Origin of the sequence: Nocardia sp. NPDC059236 (assembly GCF_042754085.1) — a bacterium.
Taxonomy (GTDB): Bacteria; Actinomycetota; Actinomycetes; order Mycobacteriales; family Mycobacteriaceae; genus Nocardia.
Genome location: NZ_JBHZAF010000004.1, coordinates 83,056 through 108,961, shown reverse-complemented (window position 1 = coordinate 108,961; position 25,906 = coordinate 83,056). Strand labels below are relative to the sequence as shown.

The following is a 25,906-nucleotide window of genomic DNA, read 5'->3' as shown; positions in this document are numbered from 1 at the left end:
GGGGTAGTCCAGGGTGAGTGTGACGTAGATCCTACTGGTGTGAGCGAGAGCACGAGCTACACCTTCGGAGTCTGGGACGCTCCCCTGCTGGGCGACACCATCGGCGCCAACCTGGACCGGACCGCGGCCGCGCATCCGGACCGCGAGGCCCTCATCGACTACACCACCGGTATCCGCTGGACCTACCGCGAATTCAACGCCGAGGTAGACACGCTGGCGCTGGGCCTGCTGGCGGCCGGCATCGGCAAGGGCGACCGGGTGGGCATCTGGGCGCCGAACTGCCCGCAGTGGACGCTGATCCAGTACGCGACCGCCAAGGTCGGCGCGATCCTGGTCAATATCAATCCGGCGTATCGGGCGCACGAACTGCGCTACGTGCTGCGCCAGGCCGGAATTCGGATGCTGGTCGCGGCACCGTCGTTCAAGACCTCCGACTACGCGGCCATGATCACCGAGGTGCGCCCGGAGTGCCCGGCGCTCGAGCAGGTGGTGCTGCTGGACAGCCTCGAATGGCAGAGTCTGTTCACCAGCGGCCGGGCCGCGAATCCGGATCTGCTGGCCGCGGCGCAGTCGGCGCTGTCCACCGACGATCCGATCAATATCCAATACACTTCCGGCACAACGGGTTTCCCCAAGGGCGCGACCCTCAGCCACCACAATATCCTCAACAACGGCTATTTCGTGGGCGAGCTGTGCGGCTACACCGAGCAGGACCGGATCTGCATTCCGGTGCCGTTCTACCACTGCTTCGGCATGGTCATGGGGAATCTGGCCGCCACCACGCACGGCGCGGCCATGATCATCCCGGCCCCGGCCTTCGACCCGCGCGCCACCCTGGAAGCCGTTGCGGCCGAACGCTGCACCTCCCTGTACGGGGTGCCGACCATGTTCATCGCCGAACTGGCCGATCCGGAGTTCGACACCTACGACCTGTCCTCGCTGCGCACCGGCATCATGGCCGGATCGCCGTGCCCGGTGGAGGTGATGAAGCAGGTCATCGAGCGCATGGGCATGCGCGAGGTGAGCATCTGCTACGGCATGACGGAAACCAGCCCGGTCTCCACCCAGACCCGCGGCGACGATTCGCTGGTGCAGCGCACCGCGACGGTCGGCCGCACCGGGCCGCACATCGAGGTGAAGATCGTGGACCCGGTGACCGGGGTGACCGTGCCGCGCGGCGCGGCCGGCGAACTGTGCACCCGCGGCTACTCGGTGATGCTCGGCTACTGGGGCGAACCGGAGAAGACCGCCGAGGCCATCGACGCCGCGCGCTGGATGCACACCGGCGACCTGGCCACCATGGACGACGAGGGCTACGTGGCCATCACCGGCCGCATCAAGGACATGGTCATCCGCGGCGGCGAGAACATCTACCCGCGCGAGATCGAGGAATTCCTCTACACCCATCCCGACATCGTCGACGCCCAGGTGATCGGCGTGCCGGACGTCAAATATGGCGAGGAATTGCTGGCGTGGATCCGGATGCGCCCGGGTACACCGCCTTTGACCGCCGAGAGTCTGCGTGAGTACTGCGCCGGCAAGCTCGCCCACTACAAGATCCCCCGCTATGTGCACGTCGTCGACGAGTTCCCGATGACCGTGACCGGCAAGATCCGCAAGGTCGAGATGCGCGAGATCGGCGCGCGACTGCTCGGCCTGACCGAGGAGAACGCATGACGAACACCGAGGCCTACCGCGCCGCCCGCGACGGACTACTGGCCGTGTCGACGGACTACGACGCGGCTCTGCGCGAGTTCGAATGGCCACGGCTGACCGGCGAATTCAACTGGGCCACCGACTGGTTCGACCACATCGCCCGCGGCAACGACCGGCCCGCGCTGTGGATCGTCGAGGAGGACGGCTCCGAACAACGGATCAGCTTCGCCGAGATGGCCGAGCGCTCGGACCGGGTGGCCACCTGGCTGGCCGGGCTGGGCGTCGGCAAGGGCGACCGCGTGGTGCTCATGCTCGGCAACCAGGCCGAGCTGTGGGAGGCCATGCTGGCGGTGGCCAAGCTGGGCGCGGTCATCATGCCCACCACCGGGGCGCTGGGGCCGGCCGATCTGAGCGACCGGATCGAGCGCGGCGGAGCGCGTTTCGTCATCGCCAATCACGGCGATACGGGCAAGTTCGACGAGGTTCCGGGCGACTACACGCGAATCGTGGTGGGCGAGCCGGTGTCTGGCTGGCACGACTACGCCGAAGCGGCGTCCGTCGAATCGGCCGGGCCGTTCCGGGCCGTCACCGAGGTGACCGATCCGCTGCTGGTGTACTTCACCTCGGGCACCACCAGCAAGCCGAAGATGGTGCAGCACTCCCAGATCAGCTACCCGGTCGGTCACTTGAGCACCATGTACTGGATCGGCGTCCGCCCCGGCGACGTGCACCTGGCCATCAGCGCGCCCGGCTGGGCCAAGCATGCCTGGAGCTGCTTCTTCGCACCGTGGCTGGCCGAGGCGACCGTATTCGTCTACAACTACGCGCGTTTCGACGCCGCGGCCCTGCTGGCACAGCTGCGCCGGGCCGGGGTGAACACGTTCTGCGCGCCACCCACGGTGTGGCGCATGCTGATCCAGGCCGATCTGGGCGAGCGTCCGGCCGGGCTGCGCGAAATCCTCGGCGCGGGTGAGCCCTTGAACCCCGATGTCATCGCACAGGTCGAGAAGGCCTGGGGCCTGGTCATCCGCGACGGCTTCGGTCAGACGGAAACCACCCTGCAGGTGGGCAATACGCCCGGGCAGCCGCTCAAGCCCGGCTCCATGGGGCGGCCCGCGCCGGGCGTCCCGGTGGTGCTGGTGGATCCGATCACCGGGCAGCGCGCCGAGGAGGGCGAGATCTGCCTGGATCTGGCCGCGGCACCGGTCAATCTGATGACCGGCTACCTCGGCGATCCGGAGCGTAATGCCGCGGTCATGGACGGCGGCTACTACCATACCGGCGATGTGGCCGTGCGAGACGCGGACGGATACATCACCTATATCGGGCGCACCGACGACGTTTTCAAGTCCTCCGACTACAAGGTGTCCCCCTTCGAGCTGGAGAGCGTGCTCATCGAGCATCCGGCCGTGGTGGAGGCGGCCGTGGTGCCGCAGCCGGATGACACGCGGCTCGCGGTGCCCAAGGCATACGTGGCACTGGCGGCAGGATGGGAGCCGAACCGTGAAACCGCCCGCGCCATCCTGGAATACGCCCGCGATCACCTGGCGCCCTACCTGCGTGTCCGCCGGCTGGAGTTCACCGAGCTACCGAAGACGATTTCCGGCAAGATCCGCCGCGTCGACCTGCGCCATCGCGAGGAACAGGCGCACGCTGCCGGCGAGACCATCCCCACCGAGTACCGCTACGAGGAAGTACTGAGCGACACCATCCGCTGAAACCGCACCGCCCCATGCCCCTACGACAGACCGGAGCTCCCATGCCCCACACCGTGGAATCCGCGACCGCCTACGTCATCGCCGCCCTGGAGGCCAAGGGGACGGCGACCCGTGAGGACTTCGATATCCCCGGGATCGTCAGCACGACGCACAGCATCACGCAGACATGGGATTTCCAGGCGGTCGACCGCCGCCGGTTCTGGGGCATAGCGGCCACGTTCCTGCGCGCCTGACCCGCAGAAAGACCAGGGAGCGACACCCGCTCGCCCGGACCCACAGGAAATCGGGGACGAGCGGGCTGTCTCACAGTTCGGCGAATTCCGGGTTTCCGGCCGCGAATTCCCCGCACCATTGGCTGATGCACACCTCCGACTCCGTGCTGCTGCCACGTTTCGTCCTGTCGCGCGCCGCGGCCGCGGGCCTGGACCCGGCCCGCCTCGCCCGCGAGGCCGGCATGCCGGGCTGGCTGCTGGAGGACGGCGATGCCCGGGTGTCCAGTGACTACTTCCCGCGGCTGTGGGAGCTGCTGGAGTACGAGCTGGACGACCCGGAGGTCACCCTGCGGGCCACCGGCAGTTACCGGCTCGGGGAATTCGGGCTGATCGACTATCTGATCTCGACGGCCGAGACCGTCGGCGCGGGTTTCGGCGTGATGGGCCCGTTCGTGGGGGCGATCTCCACCAACTACCGCGTCGAGCCCGGCGCGCAGACCGAGACCGAGTCCACCTTCGACATCTACACCGTCAATACCGAGGGCCGCGCCCGCGACCTATCGGTACAGATGGCGCTGGCCTCCCTGATCTCGCGCATGCGCCAGACGACCGGCCGCCCGATGGATCCGGTGCGCATCCGGTTGCGCGAGCGCGCGCCCCGCCGCCTCGACGCCTTCTCCGAGCAGTTCGGCACGGCGCGGCTGGATTTCGGCGCTCCGGTCGACCGGATCACCTTCCGCAACGCGGACTTCGAGCTGGCCCAGATCACGGCGGACCCGTTGCTGGCAGCGGTATTGCGCCGCCACGCCGCCACCATGCCGCCCCCGCCGCCGCGCGTCACCGAGTGGCCGGACCGGGTGGCGGCGGCGCTGGCCGAGGTCCTCGACGGCACCGACGCGCTGCTGGACCAGGTCGCGCGCCGCCTCTACACCAGCCCGCGCACCCTCCAGCGCCGCCTCGCCGAATCCGGCACCACCTGGCGCCTCGAGGTCGACCGCGCCCGCAAACGCCACCTCGAAGATATCGAATCCGGCTGGGCCGCCGAACACGACGGCGATACGCCATGATTCGCCGAAGTTCCAGGGGGTACCCACTCCGGCGAGGTGACCCGGGGTGGCGTGGGCGAGGCGGTGTGGCCGGGCGAATGGAGCAGCGATCATGACCGCCTCGGACAGTGTGCTGCTGGCCCGGTTCGTGCTGACGCGAGCCCGGGCGGCGGGGCTGGATCCGGTGGAATTGGCGCGGGCGGCGGGAATCGGGGCCGGCGCGCTGGACGGGCCGCCGGGAAGTATTCCGGGGCAGTGCTATCCGCGATTGTGGGAGTTGTTCGAGCGCAGGGCGGAATTGCCGCACGTGGGACTGCGGGCGGCCGAACGGTACGGAATGGGGGAACTGGGGATGATGGATTATCTGCTCGCCACGGCGTCGACCGTGGGCGAAGGGTTCAGGGCCGCAGGGGAATTCGGATCCGCGCTGTCGACCACGCGGCGCGTGGCCGTGGTCGGCGAGGACGACCGGCACGTCACCTTCGCGGCGGAGACGGCCGGGGAAGGCCGGGGCGCGGAGGTCGCGGCGCAGGCGAGCTTCGCCTTCCTAACCGGTCGCGCGCGTCTCGGTGCCCGGGCGCGGATCACGCCGGTCGCGGTGACCCTGCGGGAACGCGCGCCGCGCCACCACGCACCGTATACCGAGTTCTTCGGCACGGCCGCGGTCGATTTCGGCGCCGAGGCCGACACGCTCACGCTGCACCACGCGGACCTGGACCGGCGGCAGTTCACCGCCGATCCGGGGCTGGCGGCCGTGCTACGCCGGGCCGCCACGGCTGCGACCCTGTCCACCCCGCCCGCGCGCGCCTGGGCCGATCTGCTTGCCGCCGAGCTCGATTCACTACCGTCGCTGGACACGGCGTCCATCCACGGCGTGGCCCGGCGGCTGGATACCAGCCCGCGCACCCTGCAGCGGCGGCTGGCCGCGGCCGGAACCAGTTGGAGCCGGGAGCTGGCGAGCGCGCGCCGCCGGGCGGCGTGGTGACGGGCGGCCGTGACTACTCGATCCGACTCTCACGACAGCATTCTGATGGCCCGGTTCGCACTGGAGCGGGCGGCCCGGGCGGGGCTCGACCCGGAGCGGATCGCCCGGCTGGCCGGGATATCCGCCTGGCGCGAGGGCGGCGAGGGGACCCGGGTGTCGTCCCGGTACTGCCTGCGGGTGTGGGAGCTGCTCGAACAGGAAACCGGTGACCCGGATATCGCCCTGCGCGTGCCGGAGGACAGTACGACCGGCGAATTCGGGCTGCTTGAGTATCTGTTCCTGTCGGCGGAGACCCTGGGTGCGGCGCTGGACGCCTGCGTGCGCCACACCGGCAGTCTGACAACGAGTTACAACTTCCGGATCACGCATCGCACCGAACACGAGGTCTGCTACGAGGTGCTGTCCGGGGTGGAGGACTGCCGCGGGCGGGAACTGTTGGTGCAGGCGGCTTTCGCGCTCCTCGTGGGCCGGGGCCGGGCGGCCACCCGCTATCCGATCGTGCCCGCGCGGGTGACCTTCCGGCAGGCCGCGCCGGTCGATCTCGCCGCCGTCACCGAGCTGTTCGGCACTCGCGCAATCGATTTCGGGAGCCTGGTCGACTCCCTGACGCTGCGGGCCGCGGATCTGGCGCTACCCATGAAGTCGGCCGATCCCGAGTTGACGGCCGTGCTGCTGTCCTACGCGGCCACGCTGCCGGCCACTCCCGAGTCCGGCGTCACCTGGCTGGAACGGCTCGGCGACGTCCTCGACGGCGCCCTCGACGAGGGTATGGCGACACTGGAATTGGTTGCGCGGCGTCTGCTGACCTCACCAAGATCACTACAACGCCGCCTGACCGAGGCCGGAACCACCTGGCGCCGCGAGGTGGACCGGGCGCGGCGCCGCAGATTGCAACGGGCCGAACACCTTCCACGCGCTCAGCAGGCGGAATTCCTGGGATACGCGGATCCGGCCAGCCTGCGGCGCGCCGTACATCGCTGGCGCGATCGCGACGATTCCTGAAAGAAGGACCCCGCGTGCGGGCCGAAATCGCACCTACCGTACGGTATTCCGGCAACCACACAGCAAGGTTGGCGTGTACTGGCCCGGTTTGGCGTCTTCGGAACTCCCGCGCGACGCGGGCGGAAATGAAACTGGACGGAAACGCCACGACGTGCCCGCCGCGAGGCTCGCCACGGCGTTTCCGATGCGTGGTTGTGGCCGACGCTGTCCACGGCCGCGTGTCCCCATCCGGTCCCGGTCCTCGATTGGAGCTTCCTCGTGCCCCACACCGCAGAAACCGCCACCGCCTACGTCGTCACCGCTGTGGAGGCCAAGGGCACCGCCACCCGGCACGACTTCGACATCCCGAGCATCGTCAGCATCACGCACAGCCTCACCGAGAGCTGGGATTTCAACAGCGTGGACCCGAACATGTTCTGGAACATCGTCGCCACTTTCCTCGAGCACTGAGCTCGGCCGTGCCCCGCGACCGTCAGCCCCGCCCCAGCTGAATCGCCTTGACCAGCAGCAGAATCGCGCCGACGACCAGATAGGCGCGCAGGGCGATCATGCCCAGCCGGGTACCGGCCGACCAGGTCACCGGTTCCAGCAGCGTCAGCGGCGGCATCCGCCAGGTGTCCTTCGCGGACGCCTCGAAGCGGGGCCGCGGCGTGGGCGCGGGCGCCCCGCGCTGCGTGAACCTCAGCGCCACCACCGCGATCACGGCCAGGAGCACCAGCGCCACCGCCAGGTATCCGGCCGTGGCGACCACATCCAGGTCCGGGAACAGCGTGGTGGCCATGAGGATTCCCGACAGCAACAGCAGCACGCCGACGATGATCGCCGCCACGATGTTCAGCCAGGTGCGATTCACCCACGGCCCGAGCACCTGCGGGTCGTTGCACAGCAGCAGCAGGAACACGCTGGCGCTGGGCAGCAGTAGCCCGGCCAGGGCCTGCACGGCGGTGGTGATCAGCCCCAGGGGCGCACCCGGAATCAGCACGACGCCCGCGGCGAGCACCACCATCGCGATATAGGACAGATAGAACTGCCTGGCGTCCTTGAACCCGCGGTGCAGCGAGTGCTTGATGCCGAACACGTCGCCGAAGGCGTAGCTGGTGGCCAGGGTGACCGCCGCCGCACCGATGATCGACGCGTCCAGCAGCACGATCGCGAAGACCGACCCCAGCAGGTGGTGGACCTGGCCCAGCAGGTGCGCGATCTCGCCCGCGTCGGTGAACTTCCCGACCGCGTCATTGGCGCGCGCGGCGTAGTCGGCGGTCATCACGAGCGCGGCCGCACCGATCACCACGACGAACGCGCCCAGGGTGGTGTCGGCCCGCTCGTAGCCGATGAACCGCGGGGTGATGCGCTTGTCGACGATATTGGACTGCTGGAAGAACAGCTGCCACGGCGCGACGGTGGTGCCGACGATGGCGATGATCAGCAGCACCGCGTCGGAGGTCCAGCTGCCCTCGACACCGGGCACCACGAAATCCTTTGCGGCGCGGCCCCAGTCGGGATGCGACAGCAACAGCATCGGAATCTGCAGCAGGGTGACCAGGATGAAGACGAACATCGCCCGTTCCCACCGCCGGAAGCTGCCGGTGGCCATGATCGCCACCAGCGCCGCGGCCGCCACCGGCACCACGACGTATTTCGAGATGCCGAAATACTCCGCGGCCAGGCTGACACCGATGAATTCGGTCACGATGGTGAGAAAGTTCAGAACGAAGAGATCGCCCACCGAGAACCAGCCCCAGCCGCGGCCGAAGCGCTCGTTGATGAGCCGCGCATGCCCGACGCCGGTGACCGCGCCCAGGCGAACCACCATCTCCTGGTTGACGATCAGTACCGGGATCAACAGCAGCAGCACCCACAGCAGGCTGTAGCCGTAGTTCTGCCCGGCCTGCGCATAGGTGGCGACACCACCGGCGTCGTTGTCACCGACCATGACGATCAGCCCGGGGCCGATAATGGCCAGCAGCGTCAGCATCCGGGTCTTGAACGTGCGCGAATGCTCGATGTCACCGATCTTGATCTTGCCGAGCGCGCCCTCGATATCGCCGAGGTGCGCCGAATCCAGCACGGCCGACTGGCGATTCGTCACTACGGTGGCGGGATCCTCAACAGCAGCGGGCTTCTCGATGGTAGCGGGCTTCTCCGCGGCAGCGGGCCGTCCGCTCCCCGCCGGGGGCTGCGGCCCGGATCCGTTGGGGGTGGAACGGTTTTCCTCGGCATCGGTCATAGCTGTGCCGCGCCGTCCGGGCTGTCGCTGGATCCGGTGGCGACCGGCCGGGCCGGCCGGGGCGCGGGTTCACGACGCCGCCAGTCCTCCGGAATGACATCCTCGAGCACATCGTCGACGGTGACCACGCCGAGCACCCGGTCGGCGTCGTCCACCACAGGCACCGCGTACAGGTTGTAATCGGCCATCAGCAAGGCGATGTCGGTGATATCGGTCTCGGGCGAGACCCGCACCGGATCGTCGTCCATGATGTCGGCGACCGCCGTCGCCGGGTCGGCCTGCAGCAGCGCGATCACCGAGACCACGCCCATCAGGCGGTCGGAGTCGAGCACATGCACCTTCAACAGGGCCTCCGGCTGCAGCGCGTGCGCGGCGGAGATCGCCGAAAGCGCCTGCGCCACAGTGGCGTCCAGCGGACACGAGACGACGTCGACATTCATCAGGCCACCCGCGCTGTCCGGGTTGAAACCCATCAGCGTCACGACCTTGACGCGCTGCCCGGCCGGCATCAGGTCCAGCACCCGGCGGCGCCGCGACTGCTTGAGTTCAATGATGGAGTCGGCCGCGTCATCGGCGCGCATGCGCCCGAGCAGGGCCGCGACTTCCGAATCGGACATGTCGTTGAGCAGGCGGCTGGACTTGTCGGAGTCGAGCTCCTCGAAGACATCCGCCTCCAGCTCGGGATCGTCGTGCACCTGATCCAGGATCTCGTCCTGCTCGTGCTTGTCGGCATCCTCGAGCAGATCGGCGATCTCGGCGGGCTTCAGCCCGCGGACCCGGCTGCTGACCCGCAGGGTCAGCGACTGCTCATGGCCGATCAGCGGCTCGAACGCCTTCCAGTCCCGGGAGGCGTGCCCGCCGGTGGACTTGATCAGCCCGAACAGCCGCGCCGGGCGGCGAGTGTCCAGTCGCGCGAGCACCCAGCCCGAGCCCGAGTCGTCGGGCACGCCGACCCTGTCGAGCTCGACGTCGTAGGCGCGCACCAGCTCGACAGCCTCCACATCGATCAGCCGGTGACCCAGGATGTCGGCGCGCAGCAGCACCTCACCCGCACGCCGCTCGAAGGACCGCAGATCGACCTTGTTGACCGAAAGGACGATCCGATCGGCCTCGAACTGCCGGATACGCTCCGCGGAGACGAACACCTCGCGCCCGCCCATCCCGACGACCACACCGGTCACCGGCGGATAGGCGTCACCACCCGGCAGACGCACAATAAGGTCGTCCACCCGGCCGATAGTCTCTCCCGACGCGGCGATCACCGGTGCCTTCAGCAACTGCGACAGATGCATCGTCGCAACCGCTTCCGGTTTCGACGACACTGTGGGTTCGGTCATATGTGCTCCTGACTCGGCGTCCCCGGATTTCCGGCGGCCACGGGCAACATTGCACGGTTTTCGGCGCTTCTCGTCGAACAATGGCCCAACGGTAAACGTCCAGCGGACGAATGAAGCGCCCATTGGGACGTATGTCCGAATTGACGAATCAATCCTCTACTGCCAGACTTTGCGGCGTCAATCAGCACCTCGCTAGGCGAGGCTCCTGTACGAACACAGGCCACTGATCCGACGACGTCGAGAGACGCCCAGGGTTAGGACAGGTTTCCCCGGATTAAGGGGTCACCCGAAGTGGCTTCCCAACGTCATTGTCATTGGGGATACGTCGTGCAGTGCCGAAGCTCTGACGAGAGGGGTGCTCGCCCTCCGGCCTGCTACCGTGGCGACTCCTCGTGTGCACCCGTGATCAGCGCCCTCGTGCGCTCCGGCCGCAAGGAGGTGAGGACGACCCATGGCCCCCGGCGACAGTCCGTATCCGAGTCATCCGTTCCACTCACCCGTTTGCGGGTGGAAATTCGAAATCATCCACCCAGAATTTCGAAGGTTCACAAATGAGGAAAATCACCGCGTACCCCCTGGCCGCCGCCGTCCCCGCCCCGGCCCTACACGCTCCGGTGCCGGTGCCGTTGCCGTTGCCGTTGCCGAAGAACGTCGTGAGCCAGGCTGACCAGGATGCCGCGTTCTCCGCGGCGGTCAACCAGTTCGGTCTGGCCACCTCGATGGGCACTCTGATCGGCACCCTCATCGGCGGCGCGGCCGGTTGCGCCATTGGCGCCGCGGGCGGCGCCATCGCCGGCGTCACGGTCATGTCGGTGCCGACCGGCATCGCGGGCGGCCTCGCGGGCGCCGCCATCGGCATTCCGCTGGGTGCGGCGGCCGGTCTGGTGCTGACCGGTGTACCCGCCGCCATCGCGGTCGGCATCGGCCTGGCCCAGCGCCTGTCCGCGCCCGACTCCACCCCGGCGCCCGCGGGCGCGGCGCCCGCCCCTGCCGTATAGCGGGCGGGTCCGCTTGCGCTGGCGAAACCCGTTGCGGCGGTGAGTGTCTCGATACTCGCCGCCGCTCCCTTCTTATCCGGCAGCGGGTTCGGGACGGTCACACACCGTCTACCGAGAGGGTGGCCTGCATGAGAGTCATGGCGCCCGCGCACGGGTCCGGTTGCGCCGCGTGGTCGCGGTTCTGGACCCACCAGGTGACGGTGCCGGTGTCGGAAGCGGTCACGGCGCAGGTGCTCGGATCCTTCGGATCACGCCAGTACATGCCGCCGAAGTGCCTGATCACCAAACGCTCGACCTGATAACCGAATTGGTCGGCGATCTGGACCTCACGGCTCAGGGTGTCGTTCTCCAGCCAGGCGTAGGTGATGTCGACCGCACCGCCGTTCGGACTGGTGGCGGTCCAGTTGCAGATGGTGGGGGCGCTCTGCTGCTTGATGCCCGAGACGTGCAGGTTGCTCGCGATCTTCTGATCCTCCAGCGGGCCGCAGCCGGCTAGCAGGTTCGGGGCGTCGGCGGCGCGCACGGGTGATTCCTTCGGGCCCTGCGAGCACCCCGCCAATGCGGCGATCAGTAAGGCCGCCAAGGCGATTCGCGTTCGAACCGTACGCATTACCCCTGCCCTGCCTTCGTCAGAGTGGACGCCGCCAGCTGCTCCAGGCCCTTGCAGGGCTCCTTGGCGGTCTCCGTGATCGCGGCCCGCTCCGACCAATCGATGAAATCGCTGTCCCCGAACGGAAGTGCCACCTCGCACGACTGCGGCCCCTGCCATTCGATGCCGGATTGCCCGGCCACCTGAACGTCGGACGGGCGCGCGTCGGTGATCTGAGTCCGGCGGTCCGCGAGCGGACTGCCCCGGAACCAGTGGAATACCACCGCGTAGTCACCGCCCGCGGGCCGCTGCCACGCACATCCCAGCGGATTCACCGCCACGCGCTGCAGCCCATTGAGCCCGGTCGCCTGGCCGACGTCGGCATCGGCCACCCCGCCGCACAGTCCGATGGTGTTCGGCGCCGGCATCACCGCCGCCTTGGATGTGGTCGTCGCCGGGGCCGCCTGCTGATTCGACGAGCCGCCGCAGCCCGCGATCGCCGCCCCGATCAGGGCGATACCCGCCACCGCGCCCACCGCTCTCATCACGCCGACCAGCGTAGGCGAACCGCCCGAATCATGCGATCGGCGACGCGGCGGACGACTTGTGACATGGCGCCCAGCGCATGTAAATACGCGCTTTTGACAATTCATGAGGGCTTGTCTACGGATCTCCCGTCCGACGCTCTCAACTCTTTCCGATATTCGGCGACGCACCTGGCGCTCGCCTATTTCCGCGTGCCTTTTCTCGAATAGATGCGGATTCATCCATGACTCTCGAACTCACCATTCCGAATCGTCCCGCGACGATCGTCGGGCTGGCCGAATTCGGGCCCGCCACCATCATGGGCCAGGCCGGCTTGAGCCGGGTGATCGTACTGCTGGTGTGTCCACCATGGTGTGGGTGCCGTCGGCGTGCATGGCCTGAGTCAGTTCTCCCGGCGGGCGCGGGCGCGGCGCTTGCCCTCGTGCATGGCCTGCACCCGCGCCACCGGGATGGTGTGCCCCTCGGCGATGAGATCGGCTGGGAGAGACTGGGGTTCGGGCATGGCCTCGGCCCAGGGATCGCGGTCGCCGAGCATCTTGGCCGCCGTGCGAATCGTGAAGTCGTGCGGGTCGATGTCGGGCAGGTCCGCCCAGGCGACCGGGAACGAGACGGTCGCGCCCGGACGGATCCGCGGGCTGTAGACCGACACCACCGTCGCGCCGCCGGCGCGGGTCGAATCGAGAAAGACCTTGCCGCCCCGGTCTTCTCGAATGAACGCCGTGGTGGCGAGCTGCGGATCGAGACGTTCGGCACGCGCGGCGATCGCCCGCGTCGCCGCCGCGGCATCCTCGAGATCGACGCCCGGCACCACCGGGACGAAGATGTGCACGCCCTTGGAGCCACTGGTTTTCACCGCGCCCGCCAGCCCGTCCGCCGCCAGCGCTTCCCGAATGAGCTGCGCGGCCCCGACCACCTGGGCGAAGGGCTGATCCGGCGCCGGGTCGATATCCAGCACGAGATGCGTTGGGCTGCCGGAATAGTCGGCGAGACCCTCCGCGTACAGCAGTGTCACGTGGTACTCCACCGCGCGCTGATTCCCGAACCACAGCAACGTCCGCACGTCATCGCACAGCGCGTAGGACACCTCCCGCTTCGAGCTGCCCGCCCACAGCGTCACCCGCCGCACCCACTCCGGTGTGTACTTGGGCAGGTTCTTCTGCATGAACGGCTCCTGCCCCGGCCGCACCCGCACCACCGACAGCGGACGCTCCCGCAATGACGGCACCATCCGCTCCCCGATCGCCTCCAGGTAGTCGATCAAATCGCCCTTCGTGGCCTCTGCCCCGTCGAACAAGGGACTGTCGAGACTGGAGAACTTCAACCCGGCCCGCACGTCATCGCCCATCGGCCCACCATGCGCCACACCCGTACCGCCGTCAACCATCCCGGCCGGGGCGGCCCGCGCCGTCACCCGATATCGACGACCCCTGCCCAGGTGGGCGGGCGGTCCGGTACGTACTCCGGATCGTCTTCCCGCCAGGCGGGGTCCCGGCGGAACAAGCCCACGACCGTGCGGCACCCGGGGCGGGCGGCCGGCCAGGGTGTCCGACCGTCCGTCAGCACCACGACCACATCCGGACGAGGTTGCGCGCGTAGCGCTTTGGCGAAGCCGGTGCGCAGATCCGTTCCCCCGCCGCCGATCAGCGGGATGCCCTCGGCACGGCACAGGGGATCCGCGATCCGGGCCGCGGCATCGCACGACAGCACGGTGACCAGGTCGCGGCGGCCGCCCACGGTCCGGGCGATGGCTGCCGTCTCGAGCAGCGCGCTGCCCAGTTCGGCGTCGCTGACCGACCCCGAGGTATCGATGATCACGGTGACGCGGGGTGGGGTGCGCCGCAGGCTCGGCAGGACGACGCCGGGCACTCCGGCCGAGCGCCGCGCGGGCCGTCCGTAGCTGTAGTCCGCGCCGACGCCGGGGGCGGAAGCTGCCGAGCGGATCGCCGCTCCCAGCAGATCTCGCCACGGCTGCGGCGGGTGCACCGCCTCCTCCGCCCACCGGCGCCACCCCTCGGGTGCGTGCCCCGGACGGCCGATGATGCCCTGCGCCACGCGAAATCGGACGGCGTCGCGTTCCTGTTCGCTCAGTCCGTCCGCGCCGTCCGGCCCCAGTTCCCATTCCCGGTCGAGGCCGTCGGCGCCGCTGCCGCAATCCAGCCAGGCCAGGTCCGCGGTGCGCGGCCCGAGGCGGAACTGACGCAGGTAGTCCTCCATGAGCTCACCGGAGTCCAACCCCAGCGTCGACGGCAGCACCGCCCCCTCGGGCTGGACCAGGCCGTCGCCGAACGCGTCGTCGTTGATCTCGGCATCCGCGGCGATATTCATCCGCAGTCGCTCCGCCGGGCCGGTCAGGTCGTGCTCCCGGGCGAATCGGTCACTGCGCCTGTGATGTTCGCGCAGCAGATGCGACACCTCGTGCACCAGGACCGAGGCCAGGTCCGCCACCGGCGTGCAGTTCACGAACGCCGGCGACACATAACACCGCCAGTACCGGTCCACACCCATCGTCGGCACCCGCGGCGACTCGACCAGGTGCAGCGCGAACAGCGCGGTCGCCAGATACGGTCGGGCCCGGGCGGCCAGCAGCCGGGCGGCGAAGAGCTTGTCGAAGTCGAGCCGCGCGATGTCCGGTGTCATCGGCCCGCCTGCGCGGCGACCCGGGCCGCGGCGCGATCCGCGCCCTGCGACACCGACACCATGCCGGCCAGTCGTTCGATCGAGGCGGGCACGTCCCAGTCGTCCCGGCGCAGGGTGGCGAGGGTCGTCGCGGGGACGACCACCAGGTCCGGCGCACCGGATTCCACGGCCTTCACCAGCAGCGCCCACGCCGCGTCCCAGCGGGATCGCTCCGGCCGCAAGCGGACTGCCGCCACCACACCGTCGAGCACGGCCTGACGGAGATCGCCACGCTCGGGCAGCTCGGCGGCGGCCGGATCGGCGAGCAGCACCTCCGGATCGGGCAGGTCCATCCGATCGATGCTGGTCAGCAATTCGAAACCGGGACCGTCACCGACGGCGCCCCGGACCAGCAGGGACAGCACGTCCCGTCCGGAGCCGGCCGCGGTGGCGAAGGCGATCAGCCGCACGGTCATCTCCCAGCTGCGCGGCGACGGCCAGGCGCCATCCCTTCGAGTTTCGGTGCTGGGCAGTTGATGGACGAGTTTGGGACGCGCCGCGAGCAGCGCGCACACCGCGCGGCGGGCGAAAGCCACTGCCTCCGTGACCTTTTCCGGGGCGAGCGTGGGCAAGGTCGCGCGCGGCCAAGTGCCGCCGAGGCCCCGGACCACCACATCGTGATCGTGCGTCCACTGCAGGTGCACGAAGCGGTTGGCCAGCGGCGGACTCAGCTCCCAGCCGTCGGCCGCCGAGGAACGCGGGTTGGCGGCGGCGACGATGCGGACACCGTCGGGCAGGCGCAGTGCACCGATCCGCCGCTCCAGGACCAGACGGAGCAGGGCGGCCTGCACGGCCGGCGGAGCGGTCGACAGTTCGTCCAGGAACAGCAGCCCGCGACCGGCCCGCACCAGCCGGACGGCCCAGTCCGGCGGCGCCATCGGCACGCCGTGCGTCGCCGGGTCGTCTCCGATGATGGGCAGGCCCGAAAAGTCCGACGGCTCATGGACACTCGCGATCACGGTGGTCAGTGGAAGATCCAGAGATGCGGCGAGCTGGGTCAGGGCCGCGGTCTTGCCGATTCCGGGCTCGCCCCACAGCAGCACCGGCAGGTCGGCGGCGACCGCCAGTGTCAGCGCGTCCAATTGGATGTTCGGGCGCGGCTCGGTGGTCACCGCGCCCAGCAGGTTCAGCAGTTCGCCTGCGACGTCGAGTTGGGAAATATGGGGGCTGTTCGCGGTCGGAGCGCACGAGGTATCTACAGACATGTGAATCACCTATGGGTGTAAAGGAATTGAGGAAAGATCAGCGTGAGGTCGCGTGGCGCGGATGCGCGCGACGTGCGCTGCGGCATCGGCGAGCATGATCGTGTTCGGCCGCCGGTGGGGTCAGCGCTGGTCTGGTCAGCCCGGCCCGGAACAGTCCGTAGCCGATCCGCCGTTGCGCGGAAGCCTCGAGCTCGTCTCGCAGCGCTCCCGCACGCAGCAGCGCGTCGGGTCCGAGCAGACCTTCGACGACAGCCAGCGCACCGGCGGTGTCGCCGTGGTCCAGCCGTTCACGAACGCCGACAAGACAATCCGGATGCCGATGCGCCCGGTCGATGGCCTGCAGACAGGGCAGCGGAGTGCCGGTCAACGCGACCAGCAGCTCCTCCCTGCGGATCTCCGCCGGATCGTGGTCCAGTGCGGCCAGCACCCCGTTCACCAGTCCGATGCGGTGCAGCTCGCCCCGGCAGTCCACCAGGTGCGGCCGGCCCGCCGGGTCGGCAATCGGGGAGATATCGGCCGGCGAATGATCCGTTACCAGCGCCGACGCAACCAGTGGATGCAGCCGATCGGGCGTGATGGCACCGGCACGAAGCAGTTCCAGATCGGGCAATACCCAGGTCGCCGCGTCCGGCAGCACCGGCAACGCAGATATCCCGCCGCGCGGATACCTCTCCTCGATCCGCAATACCGGCGAATCATCCTCGGGCACAGACACATCGACGACGACCCGTCGCCGTGCACCACACCGCACCAGGACCGGCCCGGCCCGGCGCCCATGGGCCCGCAGCAGTATTCCCGCCTCCGCCGCCCATCGGTCGACGGCACACCCCGGCGGCACCAGCTCCGACAGCCCGGAGCCCGGTGTGCCTTCGCCGGCGAGTCGCGCTGCACCGGACCGCATCCGCAGCTCATCACTGCTGCGGGCATCCCACAGATGACGGTGCAGATCGAGCCGGAACCGCCGGTTGGGACGGGAATGCGGGTGCAGGCCGCCACCGGAGCGGGATCCGTCCCAGAGTGCGAGGCTGATTCGCTGGCCCGCATCCGCCCAAGCGGGCGCAATCCGGACGATCAGATGCACGGAACGCTCTCTGCCACAAGGGCTTCCGGAGTCTCCCGGATCGTATCGCGCCAACGTGATCGTCAGCCCCGGCCGAAGCAGACCGTCAGGAGCAATCCGCGGCATGTGCCAGCGCAACAGGTCCGGTGCCAAGTGGCGTAGATCGGCCCGCACCCGAGCGGCGAGGTCCCGGCCGTGGGCGCGCACCAGCGAACGCATATCGATATCGACATCGAAACCCGCTGCGGCACAAGCCCCAGCCCAGTCCCCGACACAACGCCGGGCAGTCGCGGTCTCGATCATGGACGGCGGCACGGCGTAGTCACGCACGCGAAGCCAGAAGGAAAAGCGGGAATCGTTCCTATTCGTACTCGAAGTGCGCATCAGCACTCACCTGGCACGAACGGGACCCCCAATCTTTGTTCAGAAGGAGTCGACACCTGGCCGAGAATAACCCCTTCCCCCGCTCCGGTCCAGCCGCGGTGCATTACCGCGAGCCGAAACAGGAAATGGTGAAACAGGAAGGGGCCTAACGGACCAGCGCACCAACCGCATGGTTCTGGTCGACCGGCCGCGTACGCCGGGTGCCGAGCAGGAACAGCGCCACCAGCAGCACGCTGAACCAGACGTAGGTGTTGCCGATGAGGTGCTGCCAAGGCGTCCAGTGCGATTCGCGGTGTTCACCGTCCGGGAGCCAATTCTGCGGGCCGATCACGAAGATCGCGGCCGTGATCGCGGTGACCAGGTACCAGCCCGCGGCACGGCGCCAGGGCAACCGGGTCGCGTAGCCGAGCATCGCCAGCAGGGCCGGGGCGATCCAGATCCAGTGGTGCGACCAGGAGATCGGAGACACCAGCAGCGTGAAGACCGCGTTGATCCCGAGGGCCAGCGGCGGGAAGTCCGCCGCGCGGCGCATAGCGGGCACCACCAGCGCCAGCAGTGCGGCGCTCAGCACCAGCCACAGAATCGTGAGCAGTGGCTTGTGGATCTCGAACCGAGCCAGCACCGCCTGAATCGACTGATTGGTGTGGAATGCCGAACCGCTGAGCCCCGACACATTGCCCAACCCGCCGAACCAGTACTTCACCGACGCCTGCGGCAACACGGCAAAGGTCAGCGCGGTCGCCACGGCACCGGTGATCGCGGCCGTGACGGCGGCCTTGTAATCACGCCGGATCAGGAAGTAGAGGATGAACGCGGCCGGCGTCAGCTTCACCGCGGCCGCGATACCGATCAGCATGCCGCGCCGCCACTTCGGCTGCTCCGTCAGGCAGTCGGCCACCACGAGCACCATCAGCAGCAGATTGACCTGCCCGAAATCCAGCGTCGAGTGGGTCGGCTCCAGCAGCAGGGCCAGCGGCGTGGCGCAGGCGGTCACCCACAGCCCGAGCCGCTGCCGGCTCTCCCCCGGCCACACCCGCAGCGCCACCAGATAGAACGAAATCGCCAGCGCGGCCACCGAGGTCACGAAGAACCCGGTGCGAGCCACGTCCCAGGGCAACGCCGCGAACGGCGACAGCACCAGCGCGGAGAACGGCGGATAGATGAAGGGCAGCCCGATCCCGATCGTGGTCTGCGGCAGCTGCCCGTACATATCCCCGCCGTGCCATAGCGTCTGCACGCCCAGCCGATATACCTGCAGGTCGATGAACCCACCGGTGATCTGCTTGAAGGGCCACACGGGCAGCATCAGGCACAGCGCGGTGAAGGCCACACACAACGCCGGAACCAGCCACATCACCCGCCCGAAACGGCGGGTCAGCGACTTCGGGTCAGCAACAGCGGTAGAACAACTCATCCGACATCACATTATCGGCGTCCCCTCCCAGGCGTACACCCGCACCCACCGAGACTCGCCGATGGGGATGGACGCCGGTCGCGGACGGCCCCGCGAACCGCTCGGACCAGCGCAACCGCGGTGCCCGTGTGGGACTCCTGACCGCTAGTCCTGCCGCCGAGTCGTCTCTGATGCCGTATCGGGGCTCGGCCCGTCCGCGCCTGCGGCACACGTATCGGATGCGGAGGCAACGCGTTCGAGTGCCTCGAGGTCTTTCTCGATGACGCCGTACAGCAGATAGGCGAGCACGAAGCCGATGATGCCGCCGATGCACAGGATCCGGACCGCCCAGATAATGGATTCGATCTCCGCGCCCGGAAGGAAGGTTATGCCGGTCACGCCGACCAGCGGCACCGCGGCCGCCGCGGTGAGGTAGAAACCGGTGCGCCCGGCGAGGCGGCCCAGGTGGTCGATATCGGCGGCGTCGGACCGTCCGTGCACGAGGAAGACGGGATACAGGCACCGCACCACGTACCAGGTGACCGCGAAGTACGGATACGCCACGGCGATTGCGCCGCACACGACGACCGACAGCAGGAAATGCACGTAGGTGCCGCGTGGCACGCCGCCGGCGATCAGGTTCAGCATCACCGGGACGATCACGCCGCAGAGCACCCAGAACACGAAGGCGATCCGCGCCGCCCGGCTGCCGAGCCGCAGCGCATCGATACGCGTCCGAGTGAGGGTCTCGTCGCTGTAGTTCCATCCGAGCCGCAAACCAATGGGTACGACAATGAGGCGGCGCGACGCGTAGAGAATCAGGATTCCGCCCACCGCGATAGCGAGCGGATACAGCACCGAGGCGACATAGTCGAAGGACCGCTGGGCTGCGGGCGCGAGCTTACTGACGATGAGCGTTTTGTTGTAGTAATAGTTGTACCCAGCCGCCACCACATTCGGTATCCCGATCGCTATCGCAATCATCGGTAGCGGCCACAGCGGTCCGGTCGGCCGCCGGGAGTGCTGCGGTGCATCGACCAGATCCCGGGCCCGGGGGTCGAGACACAGCTCGAATTGCTGAGCCAGCTCCGCGCCATTGGCCCACCGATCATCCCGTCGTGGCGACAGGCAGGTCAGCAGCACGCGGCGCAGCGAGGCCGGGCAGTCGGCGGGCAGGTCGTCCAGGAATTCCTCGGCGATCGGGCGGCGGCGGATCGCGAGCTCCTGCTCGACATAGTCCTGCGAATCCTTCGCCTCGACCTGGGGGAACGGTCGCCGCCCGGTCAGCAGCTCCCACAACACGACGCCGAGGGCGTAGATGTCACTGCGCGTGTCCAAGTCGTCGACCGTGCCGGGCAGCGCCGGGTGGCTCGCCGCGAGATGCTCGGGCGACATGTAGGCCAGGGACCCGCCGAAATACGCCACCGGACTGCTGCCCGCAAGGTGGTCGCTGAAACTGATATTGAAATCGGCCAGCTTCGGCACACCGTCGGCGGAGAGCAGGATGTTCGCGGGCTTGATGTCGCGGTGCAGTACACCCTGTCGCTCGGCGTAGTCCAGTGCCTCGGCGAGCCGGCGTCCGAGCCAGGCCACGGTCTCCGGCCACGACAGGGCGGCGATTTCCTCACGCACCCGCATGCCCGTGGTGCGGATCTCGCCCTTCTCCTCCAATGCCGCGTCCACGGCGTCCAACAGCAACCGCCCGCTGCGTAGCTCCGGCGGGGTCTCGCGGACCCGCTTCAGCACCGCCGCCAGCGTTCCCCCCGGCAGGTACTGCATGTACAGGAGTTTCAGCCCGCGCTCCGGCAGCACCCGCTGGTCGTAGACCCGAACGATGTACTCGTGCTCCAACCGGGCGAGCGTCTGGGGTTCGATGCCGTGGTCCGTGGAAACCTTCACCGCCACCAGTCGCTGCATCGAGCGCTGCCGCGCCAGGAACACCCGGGCGAACGAGCCGTGGCCCAGCTCCAGCAGCAGATCGAAATCGTCGATCCGATCCCCGGGCTCGAGTTCGTCACTCGCGATCGGCGCGCTCGACCGCTCACTCACCGCCCGATCGGCCAATGGATCGAAGGCAGCGGTGGCATCGCCGGTCGGCCGATCACCCATTGCGCATCACCCCGAGCTGAAACCCCGAGCCATGATCGATCTTATCGCGCGGCGAGTTGCAGAGCGCACCGATCTTCGTGGAGCTGAGGGGACCATCCATAGGCACGGATGCGACGAAAATCCGAGTGACCGTTGCCGGTGGACGAGCCGGGTCACGGCACCGGACGATGCGAATGGCGGTGAATTGCAAGACATCCCGAGCCAGGCATCGGAATTGCGTTGCGAGTCAGTGAAATACGTCCGCCTCGAGTGGCACGACTCCGTTCACGGCAGCCGCCGTCACCGGCGGATGGGCCCGGGAGCTGCCACGGGAAGGGATCCTCACCAGCCGTTTCGGGGGTGGGACGGGACTTGTCGGTGGGGTCACATACCTTGGGCGCATCGTGATCGACCGGGAGGGAGAACGATGGCCTCGAATCCGAGTGCCACGCCGGGTGAACCGGCTTGGGAAAGCGCTGCTGTGGTGCGGGTTTTGCCCGCTGTCGCGCCGCGGAAATTGAACAAGGTGCCGTTCGTCGAGCTGGCCGACGGACGCCTGCAGGGGGTGGTGTCGAGTGGCTCCGATATCTCACGGGTGTACGTGGCATCGGTGACCGCGGGGACGCACGGGCTGAGCTGCAGCACCAACAACAACCGGCCGTGCGGCGGGTTGAACCAGGGGTGGGGCTGCAAGCATCTGGACGCGCTGATCGACGAAGCGGTGCTCCAGTACGGGCAGGATCGGGTGGCACGGTTCCTGCGGGTCGAGGTCCCGGATGGTTCTCGACTTGCCCACTGTCTCAAGGGAACTCGCGATCCGGCTCCGGCCGCCGCGGTGTTCAGCCGATTCCTGCGGCATCTGACCTACCTGGAGCTGCCGGGTAGCGCGACGCCGATTCCGGAGCTGCACTGGTTCCCGGCGGGGGTGGGTCGCTGATGCAGGCGGTACAACTGGCCGCGCTGACGGATGCGCCCGCCGGTGTCGAGGCGGCCCTGGATGCGGTGAGCGGCTTCGATTCCGCTCTGGTCAATGGCTTCGCCCGGGTTTCCGAACCGCAGAGCGCGGCGCTGGCGGCATTGGCCGCTGCGGTGGCGGGTTCACCTCTGGCCGAGGCGGTTTCGGCGGCGGTGTCGAAGGTGAGCGCGGGGGCGATCGGCGCGGATGAGCTGTCGGCGCTGGCCGCCGCGCGGGCCGCCCTGCTGGGCGCGGTGCACGACGCACTGGTCGACCAGGCCGATACGGCCGTGGGGCGCAATCGATCCGAGTGGACGGCGACGCCGGATGCGGCCGCATCGAGCCCGCTCGCGGCGGGTTCCCGCGCCTGGCTGGGTGAACTGGCCATCGCCGGATGGCGCGGCGTGGACCACGACCTGGTGGCGGCCGCGGATCAGACCGTGGAGTCGCTGCTGGCCGAACCCGCGCTGCGGCGGCTGGCGATGCTGCTGGACGGCTTCATCGCCGAACTGGGCGCGTCCGCGCCGATCGCCACCATGGACCGGGTGCCCGCGCGACGCTGGGCCGATCTGTGGACGCGCGCCCTGCTGCTGTCCTGGCGCGGCGCGGAATCCGCTGCCACCGAGCCGGTTTCGGGTCGCCTGCTCCCGCTCGGCGTGGACCTGCACGAGCACGGGACCGCGGTACAGGCACAGCTGCACGGCGTGCTCGAGGTCGCGGGCGCACCGGCCCGCCGGGTGCGGGTGTCGGTGGCGGCGGCCAAGGTGGACACCATTGTGGGACCGGCGGTGTGGCAGCTGCTGGGTGCGCATCGCCAGTTGCTCACCGCGCTGGCCGGGCAGCGCGCGCTGGAGCTCACCGATATGCCGCTGACGGCGACCGGTGACCTGCTGTGGGATGACGATCGGGCGAAGGCTGGGGAGGCCGCCGATCCGTTCGTCACCGCCACCGTGCAACTGCCGCAGGCGCAGGCCCCGGCCGTCGCGCCGCTGGATCGCGATCCGGTGCACATCGCCGAACCGGTTGTGCTCGAGGGGTACCGGTTCCGCGACGGCGTACTGGAGATGGGTGACCAGCGGATCCGGGTGGAGCTGGACGCGCTGCCGTCGGCCGGTCCGCTCACTCCGGCCGGGGTGACCGGGTCCAGCGCCATGATCGGATTGCTGCGCTGGGATGCGGGCATCTGGTCGGTGCGGCCGCTGGCCGTGCAGCGCAAGGTCAAGGGCGCGCTCACCGCCTTCCACAACGGTGATTGGGCGCTCGGCCCGACGGATCCGAAAGTCGCCAAGGCACAGGCCAAGTCGGGCGATGCCGTGGCGGTATTGCGCGAGCGCGCGGGACGGCTGCTGCGCAAATGACGAATCATGAAACGCGACGGCAGATCCTGTACTGGCGTCTCCTGGCCGGTGTCTTCACCGGAGATCAGCAACCGGCGCTGGAGCAGGCCAGCGCGGGCATCGTCGACGATCTGGGGCTGCCGCTGGCCGTGCTCGATCCGGGCATCTCCATCGACAATGTGGTGCAACGCTATCCGGAGATGCAGGCGGAGTTCGAAAGTCTCGACTTCTCCGAAACCGGGAACTCCGCGACCGAGGGAGCGGCAGCCGAAGACGCCGGGAACGAGGCCGAAGCCGCCGCGCCCCAATCCATCGGCGCGGCCGATGTCCGCACCGCCGCACTGGTTTCCAAGCTGCTGCTGAACGTCTTCGCCACCGGCTCCGGCCAGGTCAGCGCCACCCAGCTGGCGGGCTGGCAGTCCGATGCGAACTGGTTGCGGCGCTGCCTGGGCGAGGAGCAGGCCGGCGCCGTGCAAGGCGTGCTCACCGGTCTGGAAGGTGAGCTGGTGTCCCGCATGCGGCTGCGCGAGGTGCTCGCCGATCCGCACCTGGCCGCCCAGCTCACCCCGAGCATGTCGCTCATCGAACAACTGTTGCGCGACAAGCACAATCTGTCCGGCGTGGCCCTGGCCAATGCCAAGCGCCTCATCCGCCGCTACATCGACGAGGTCGCCGAAGTGCTGCGCACCCAGGTGCAGCAAACCAGTGTGGGCACCGTCGACCGCTCGGTCCCGCCCAAGCGCATCCTGCGCAACCTGGATGTGGACCGGACCATCTGGAAGAACCTGCCCAACTGGAACCCTCAGGACGAGCGCCTCTACGTCGACCGGCTCTACTACCGCCAGACCGCCAAGCGCACCGTCCCCGCCCGCATGATCGTGGTGGTGGACCAGTCCGGCTCCATGGTCGACTCCATGGTGAACTGCACCATTCTGGCGTCGATCTTCGCGGGCCTGCCCAAGGTGGATGTGCATCTCATCGCCTATGACACCCGCGCCCTGGATCTCACCCCGTGGGTGCACGACCCGTTCGAGGTACTGTTGCGCACCAATCTCGGTGGCGGCAACGACGGCCCGGTCGCCATGGCCATGGCCCAGCCCAAGATCACCGACCCGAAGAACACCGTGCTGGTGTGGATTTCGGACTTCTACGAGTTCGATCGCTCCCAGCCGCTGTTCGAGGCCATGGAGGCGGTGCAACGCTCCGGGGTGAAGCTCATCCCGGTCGGCTCGGTGAACAGCTCCGGCCACCAGAGTGTCAACCCGTGGTTCCGCGAGCGGTTCAAAAACCTCGGCACCCCGGTGATTTCCGGACGCATCCAGAAGCTTGTGCACGAACTCAAGAACTTTCTCGACTAGGAGACCAGCCATCATGAACGACGTTTTGCGCGCCCCCGCCGAGGTCAAGTACGCCGAGGAACTGGATTGGCTGGAGTCCATCGACGACGGCCCCAAGCCGTTCGCGTGGCGGCTGAGCCCGAAGATGGTGCGGCTGTTCATCCTCGGCTCCGAACGCGCCGACGGACTGGACCGCGAGGTGGAGCAGAAGTGGTTCGGCGACCGCAGTTTCGTCGAGCGCAGCATTGTCACGCTGGCCTCGGACCGGGGTCTGCTGCTCATCGGCGATCCGGGTACCGGCAAGAGCTGGCTGGCCGAGCTGCTGTCGGCGGCCATCAGCCGCAATTCCACGCTGGTGGTGCAGGGCACCGCCGGCACCACCGAGGACCACATCAAGTACTCGTGGAACATCTCCATGGTCATCGCCAAGGGTCAGTCGCGGGAGTCGATGATCCCGTCCCCGATCATGACCGCCATGGAGCAGGGCGTGATCGGCCGCTTCGAGGAGCTCACCCGCTCCACCAGCGATGTGCAGGACGCGCTGATCTCCATCCTGTCGGAGAAGTACGTCTCGATCCCCGAGCTCGATGACGACAATGTGGTGTTCGCGCAGCCGGGCTTCTCCATCATCGCCACCGCCAACAGCCGCGACCGCGGCGTGAACGACCTGTCCTCGGCACTCAAGCGGCGCTTCAACTTCGTGCGAATCCCGGTGGTGTCCAACAAGAAGAGCGAGGCGGAGATCGTGCGCTTCCGCACCGCGGAACTGCTGCGCCGCCACTCCATCGAGCTGGAACTGCCGCCCACGCTGCTGGACATCCTGCTGGAGAGCTTCGCCGATCTGCGCGCCGCCGCGGCGGCCGCCACCAGCGACGACGACAAGCTGGAGTCGGCACTGTCCACCGCCGAGCAGATCGGCGTACTCGAGGACGCCATCCTGCACAGCCAGTTCTTCGGTGCGAAGGAACTGCGCGCGGAGACCCTCGCCGGTTCGCTGGTCGGGTCGCTGGCCCGGCGCACGCCCGAGGACCTGGCCATTCTCAACAAGTACCTGCACGGCGTCGTCGAGCCGCGCACCAAGGACAAGAAGGGCGATGCCGCCTGGGGCGAATTCCTCGAGGGCGGCCGGGCGGCGATCGCGAGGCTGTCGTGAGC

Annotated in this window: 22 protein-coding genes and 1 riboswitch; of the genes, 12 read left to right on the top strand and 10 right to left on the bottom strand. The window is 68.5% G+C overall.

Going from position 1 to position 25,906, the window contains the following annotated elements:
* Positions 1 to 39 precede the first annotated feature (39 nt).
* The 7 genes from ACFXIV_RS12685 (at position 40) to ACFXIV_RS12655 (ending at position 7,069) form a co-directional block, all read left to right on the top strand.
* Positions 40 to 1,677: an AMP-binding protein gene (locus ACFXIV_RS12685; protein ID WP_379399704.1), complete on the top strand. Its 1,638-nt coding sequence runs from the start codon at positions 40 to 42 to the stop codon at positions 1,675 to 1,677.
* Positions 1,674 to 3,374 (top strand): AMP-binding protein, encoded by a 1,701-nt coding sequence (locus ACFXIV_RS12680; protein ID WP_379399705.1) that lies wholly within the window; start codon positions 1,674 to 1,676, stop codon positions 3,372 to 3,374. The genes ACFXIV_RS12685 and ACFXIV_RS12680 overlap by 4 nt, the downstream gene beginning before the upstream one ends.
* Before the next feature lie 41 nt (positions 3,375 to 3,415).
* Positions 3,416 to 3,607 (top strand): hypothetical protein, encoded by a 192-nt coding sequence (locus ACFXIV_RS12675; RefSeq protein ID WP_379379084.1) that lies wholly within the window; start codon positions 3,416 to 3,418, stop codon positions 3,605 to 3,607.
* Between the two features lie 125 nt (positions 3,608 to 3,732).
* Positions 3,733 to 4,653 (top strand): AraC family transcriptional regulator ligand-binding domain-containing protein, encoded by a 921-nt coding sequence (locus ACFXIV_RS12670; RefSeq protein ID WP_379399706.1) that lies wholly within the window; start codon positions 3,733 to 3,735, stop codon positions 4,651 to 4,653.
* A 91-nt stretch (positions 4,654 to 4,744) separates the two neighbouring features.
* Positions 4,745 to 5,617: an AraC family transcriptional regulator ligand-binding domain-containing protein gene (locus ACFXIV_RS12665; RefSeq protein ID WP_379399707.1), complete on the top strand. Its 873-nt coding sequence runs from the start codon at positions 4,745 to 4,747 to the stop codon at positions 5,615 to 5,617.
* A gap of 9 nt (positions 5,618 to 5,626) precedes the next feature.
* Positions 5,627 to 6,619, top strand: coding sequence for an AraC family transcriptional regulator ligand-binding domain-containing protein (locus tag ACFXIV_RS12660; RefSeq protein WP_379399708.1), 993 nt, complete (start codon positions 5,627 to 5,629; stop codon positions 6,617 to 6,619).
* Positions 6,620 to 6,877: 258 nt separating this feature from the next.
* Positions 6,878 to 7,069 (top strand): hypothetical protein, encoded by a 192-nt coding sequence (locus tag ACFXIV_RS12655; RefSeq protein WP_354835950.1) that lies wholly within the window; start codon positions 6,878 to 6,880, stop codon positions 7,067 to 7,069.
* 22 nt (positions 7,070 to 7,091) lie between these two features.
* Here ACFXIV_RS12655 and ACFXIV_RS12650 read toward each other — a convergent pair whose 3' ends face one another.
* Both ACFXIV_RS12650 and ACFXIV_RS12645 read right to left on the bottom strand, forming a co-directional pair.
* On the bottom strand, positions 7,092 to 8,687 hold the full coding sequence (locus tag ACFXIV_RS12650; RefSeq protein WP_379399807.1) for an NRAMP family divalent metal transporter: 1,596 nt from the start codon (positions 8,685 to 8,687) through the stop codon (positions 7,092 to 7,094).
* Between the two features lie 155 nt (positions 8,688 to 8,842).
* On the bottom strand, positions 8,843 to 10,138 hold the full coding sequence (locus tag ACFXIV_RS12645) for a magnesium transporter MgtE N-terminal domain-containing protein (protein WP_379399808.1): 1,296 nt from the start codon (positions 10,136 to 10,138) through the stop codon (positions 8,843 to 8,845).
* Between the two features lie 226 nt (positions 10,139 to 10,364).
* A riboswitch (M-box (ykoK) riboswitch) is annotated at positions 10,365 to 10,545 on the top strand.
* 189 nt (positions 10,546 to 10,734) lie between these two features.
* Here ACFXIV_RS12645 and ACFXIV_RS12640 point away from each other — a divergent pair.
* Complete coding sequence (locus ACFXIV_RS12640) at positions 10,735 to 11,181, top strand: hypothetical protein (protein ID WP_379399709.1); 447 nt, start codon at positions 10,735 to 10,737, stop codon at positions 11,179 to 11,181.
* A 97-nt stretch (positions 11,182 to 11,278) separates the two neighbouring features.
* Here ACFXIV_RS12640 and ACFXIV_RS12635 read toward each other — a convergent pair whose 3' ends face one another.
* From ACFXIV_RS12635 to ACFXIV_RS12600, 8 genes are all read right to left on the bottom strand, one after another.
* Entirely contained in the window at positions 11,279 to 11,791 is a 513-nt protein-coding gene (locus ACFXIV_RS12635) for a DUF3558 family protein (protein ID WP_379399710.1), read from the bottom strand.
* Positions 11,791 to 12,315 (bottom strand): DUF3558 family protein, encoded by a 525-nt coding sequence (locus tag ACFXIV_RS12630; protein ID WP_379399809.1) that lies wholly within the window; start codon positions 12,313 to 12,315, stop codon positions 11,791 to 11,793. The genes ACFXIV_RS12635 and ACFXIV_RS12630 overlap by 1 nt, the downstream gene beginning before the upstream one ends.
* A 383-nt stretch (positions 12,316 to 12,698) precedes the next feature.
* Positions 12,699 to 13,661: a DNA polymerase domain-containing protein gene (locus ACFXIV_RS12625; protein WP_379399711.1), complete on the bottom strand. Its 963-nt coding sequence runs from the start codon at positions 13,659 to 13,661 to the stop codon at positions 12,699 to 12,701.
* A gap of 62 nt (positions 13,662 to 13,723) precedes the next feature.
* Positions 13,724 to 14,953: a VWA-like domain-containing protein gene (locus tag ACFXIV_RS12620; RefSeq protein WP_379399712.1), complete on the bottom strand. Its 1,230-nt coding sequence runs from the start codon at positions 14,951 to 14,953 to the stop codon at positions 13,724 to 13,726.
* A complete protein-coding gene (locus ACFXIV_RS12615; protein WP_379399713.1) occupies positions 14,950 to 16,197 on the bottom strand; it encodes an AAA family ATPase in 1,248 nt (415 codons plus the stop codon). Before ACFXIV_RS12615 ends, ACFXIV_RS12620 begins: the two co-directional genes overlap by 4 nt.
* Before the next feature lie 37 nt (positions 16,198 to 16,234).
* Positions 16,235 to 17,278: a hypothetical protein gene (locus ACFXIV_RS12610; RefSeq protein ID WP_379399714.1), complete on the bottom strand. Its 1,044-nt coding sequence runs from the start codon at positions 17,276 to 17,278 to the stop codon at positions 16,235 to 16,237.
* 508 nt (positions 17,279 to 17,786) lie between these two features.
* Positions 17,787 to 19,055: a glycosyltransferase 87 family protein gene (locus ACFXIV_RS12605; protein WP_379399715.1), complete on the bottom strand. Its 1,269-nt coding sequence runs from the start codon at positions 19,053 to 19,055 to the stop codon at positions 17,787 to 17,789.
* A 144-nt stretch (positions 19,056 to 19,199) separates the two neighbouring features.
* A complete protein-coding gene (locus ACFXIV_RS12600; RefSeq protein ID WP_379399716.1) occupies positions 19,200 to 21,143 on the bottom strand; it encodes a serine/threonine-protein kinase in 1,944 nt (647 codons plus the stop codon).
* 505 nt (positions 21,144 to 21,648) lie between these two features.
* On the opposite strand from ACFXIV_RS12600, the gene ACFXIV_RS12595 reads away from it, so the two are divergent.
* From ACFXIV_RS12595 to ACFXIV_RS12580, 4 genes are read left to right on the top strand one after another with little or no spacing between them, the layout of a single operon-like run.
* The gene (locus ACFXIV_RS12595) at positions 21,649 to 22,059 is read left to right on the top strand and encodes a hypothetical protein (protein WP_379399717.1); all 411 of its coding nucleotides are present in this window, start codon (positions 21,649 to 21,651) and stop codon (positions 22,057 to 22,059) included.
* On the top strand, positions 22,059 to 23,435 hold the full coding sequence (locus tag ACFXIV_RS12590; RefSeq protein ID WP_379399718.1) for a hypothetical protein: 1,377 nt from the start codon (positions 22,059 to 22,061) through the stop codon (positions 23,433 to 23,435). The genes ACFXIV_RS12595 and ACFXIV_RS12590 overlap by 1 nt, the downstream gene beginning before the upstream one ends.
* Entirely contained in the window at positions 23,432 to 24,772 is a 1,341-nt protein-coding gene (locus tag ACFXIV_RS12585) for a VWA domain-containing protein (protein ID WP_379399719.1), read from the top strand. Before ACFXIV_RS12590 ends, ACFXIV_RS12585 begins: the two co-directional genes overlap by 4 nt.
* Positions 24,773 to 24,785: 13 nt before the next feature.
* Complete coding sequence (locus ACFXIV_RS12580; RefSeq protein ID WP_354835976.1) at positions 24,786 to 25,904, top strand: AAA family ATPase; 1,119 nt, start codon at positions 24,786 to 24,788, stop codon at positions 25,902 to 25,904.
* The last annotated feature ends 2 nt before the right edge of the window (positions 25,905 to 25,906 follow it).

Excerpts from the sequence above, each read along its gene's own strand:
- ACFXIV_RS12600 (WP_379399716.1), bottom strand. The coding sequence starts at position 21,143 with ATGGGTGATCGGCCGACCGGCGATGCCACCGCTGCCTTCGATCCATTG.
- ACFXIV_RS12670 (WP_379399706.1), top strand. The coding sequence starts at position 3,733 with ATGCACACCTCCGACTCCGTGCTGCTGCCACGTTTCGTCCTGTCGCGC.
- ACFXIV_RS12635 (WP_379399710.1), bottom strand. The coding sequence starts at position 11,791 with ATGCGTACGGTTCGAACGCGAATCGCCTTGGCGGCCTTACTGATCGCC.
- ACFXIV_RS12675 (WP_379379084.1), top strand. The coding sequence starts at position 3,416 with ATGCCCCACACCGTGGAATCCGCGACCGCCTACGTCATCGCCGCCCTG.
- ACFXIV_RS12620 (WP_379399712.1), bottom strand. The coding sequence starts at position 14,953 with ATGACACCGGACATCGCGCGGCTCGACTTCGACAAGCTCTTCGCCGCC.
- ACFXIV_RS12680 (WP_379399705.1), top strand. The coding sequence starts at position 1,674 with ATGACGAACACCGAGGCCTACCGCGCCGCCCGCGACGGACTACTGGCC.
- ACFXIV_RS12645 (WP_379399808.1), bottom strand. The coding sequence starts at position 10,138 with ATGCATCTGTCGCAGTTGCTGAAGGCACCGGTGATCGCCGCGTCGGGA.
- ACFXIV_RS12590 (WP_379399718.1), top strand. The coding sequence starts at position 22,059 with ATGCAGGCGGTACAACTGGCCGCGCTGACGGATGCGCCCGCCGGTGTC.
- ACFXIV_RS12630 (WP_379399809.1), bottom strand. The coding sequence starts at position 12,315 with ATGAGAGCGGTGGGCGCGGTGGCGGGTATCGCCCTGATCGGGGCGGCG.
- ACFXIV_RS12580 (WP_354835976.1), top strand. The coding sequence starts at position 24,786 with ATGAACGACGTTTTGCGCGCCCCCGCCGAGGTCAAGTACGCCGAGGAA.
- ACFXIV_RS12615 (WP_379399713.1), bottom strand. The coding sequence starts at position 16,197 with ATGTCTGTAGATACCTCGTGCGCTCCGACCGCGAACAGCCCCCATATT.
- ACFXIV_RS12665 (WP_379399707.1), top strand. The coding sequence starts at position 4,745 with ATGACCGCCTCGGACAGTGTGCTGCTGGCCCGGTTCGTGCTGACGCGA.
- ACFXIV_RS12605 (WP_379399715.1), bottom strand. The coding sequence starts at position 19,055 with ATGAGTTGTTCTACCGCTGTTGCTGACCCGAAGTCGCTGACCCGCCGT.
- ACFXIV_RS12625 (WP_379399711.1), bottom strand. The coding sequence starts at position 13,661 with ATGGGCGATGACGTGCGGGCCGGGTTGAAGTTCTCCAGTCTCGACAGT.
- ACFXIV_RS12640 (WP_379399709.1), top strand. The coding sequence starts at position 10,735 with ATGAGGAAAATCACCGCGTACCCCCTGGCCGCCGCCGTCCCCGCCCCG.
- ACFXIV_RS12585 (WP_379399719.1), top strand. The coding sequence starts at position 23,432 with ATGACGAATCATGAAACGCGACGGCAGATCCTGTACTGGCGTCTCCTG.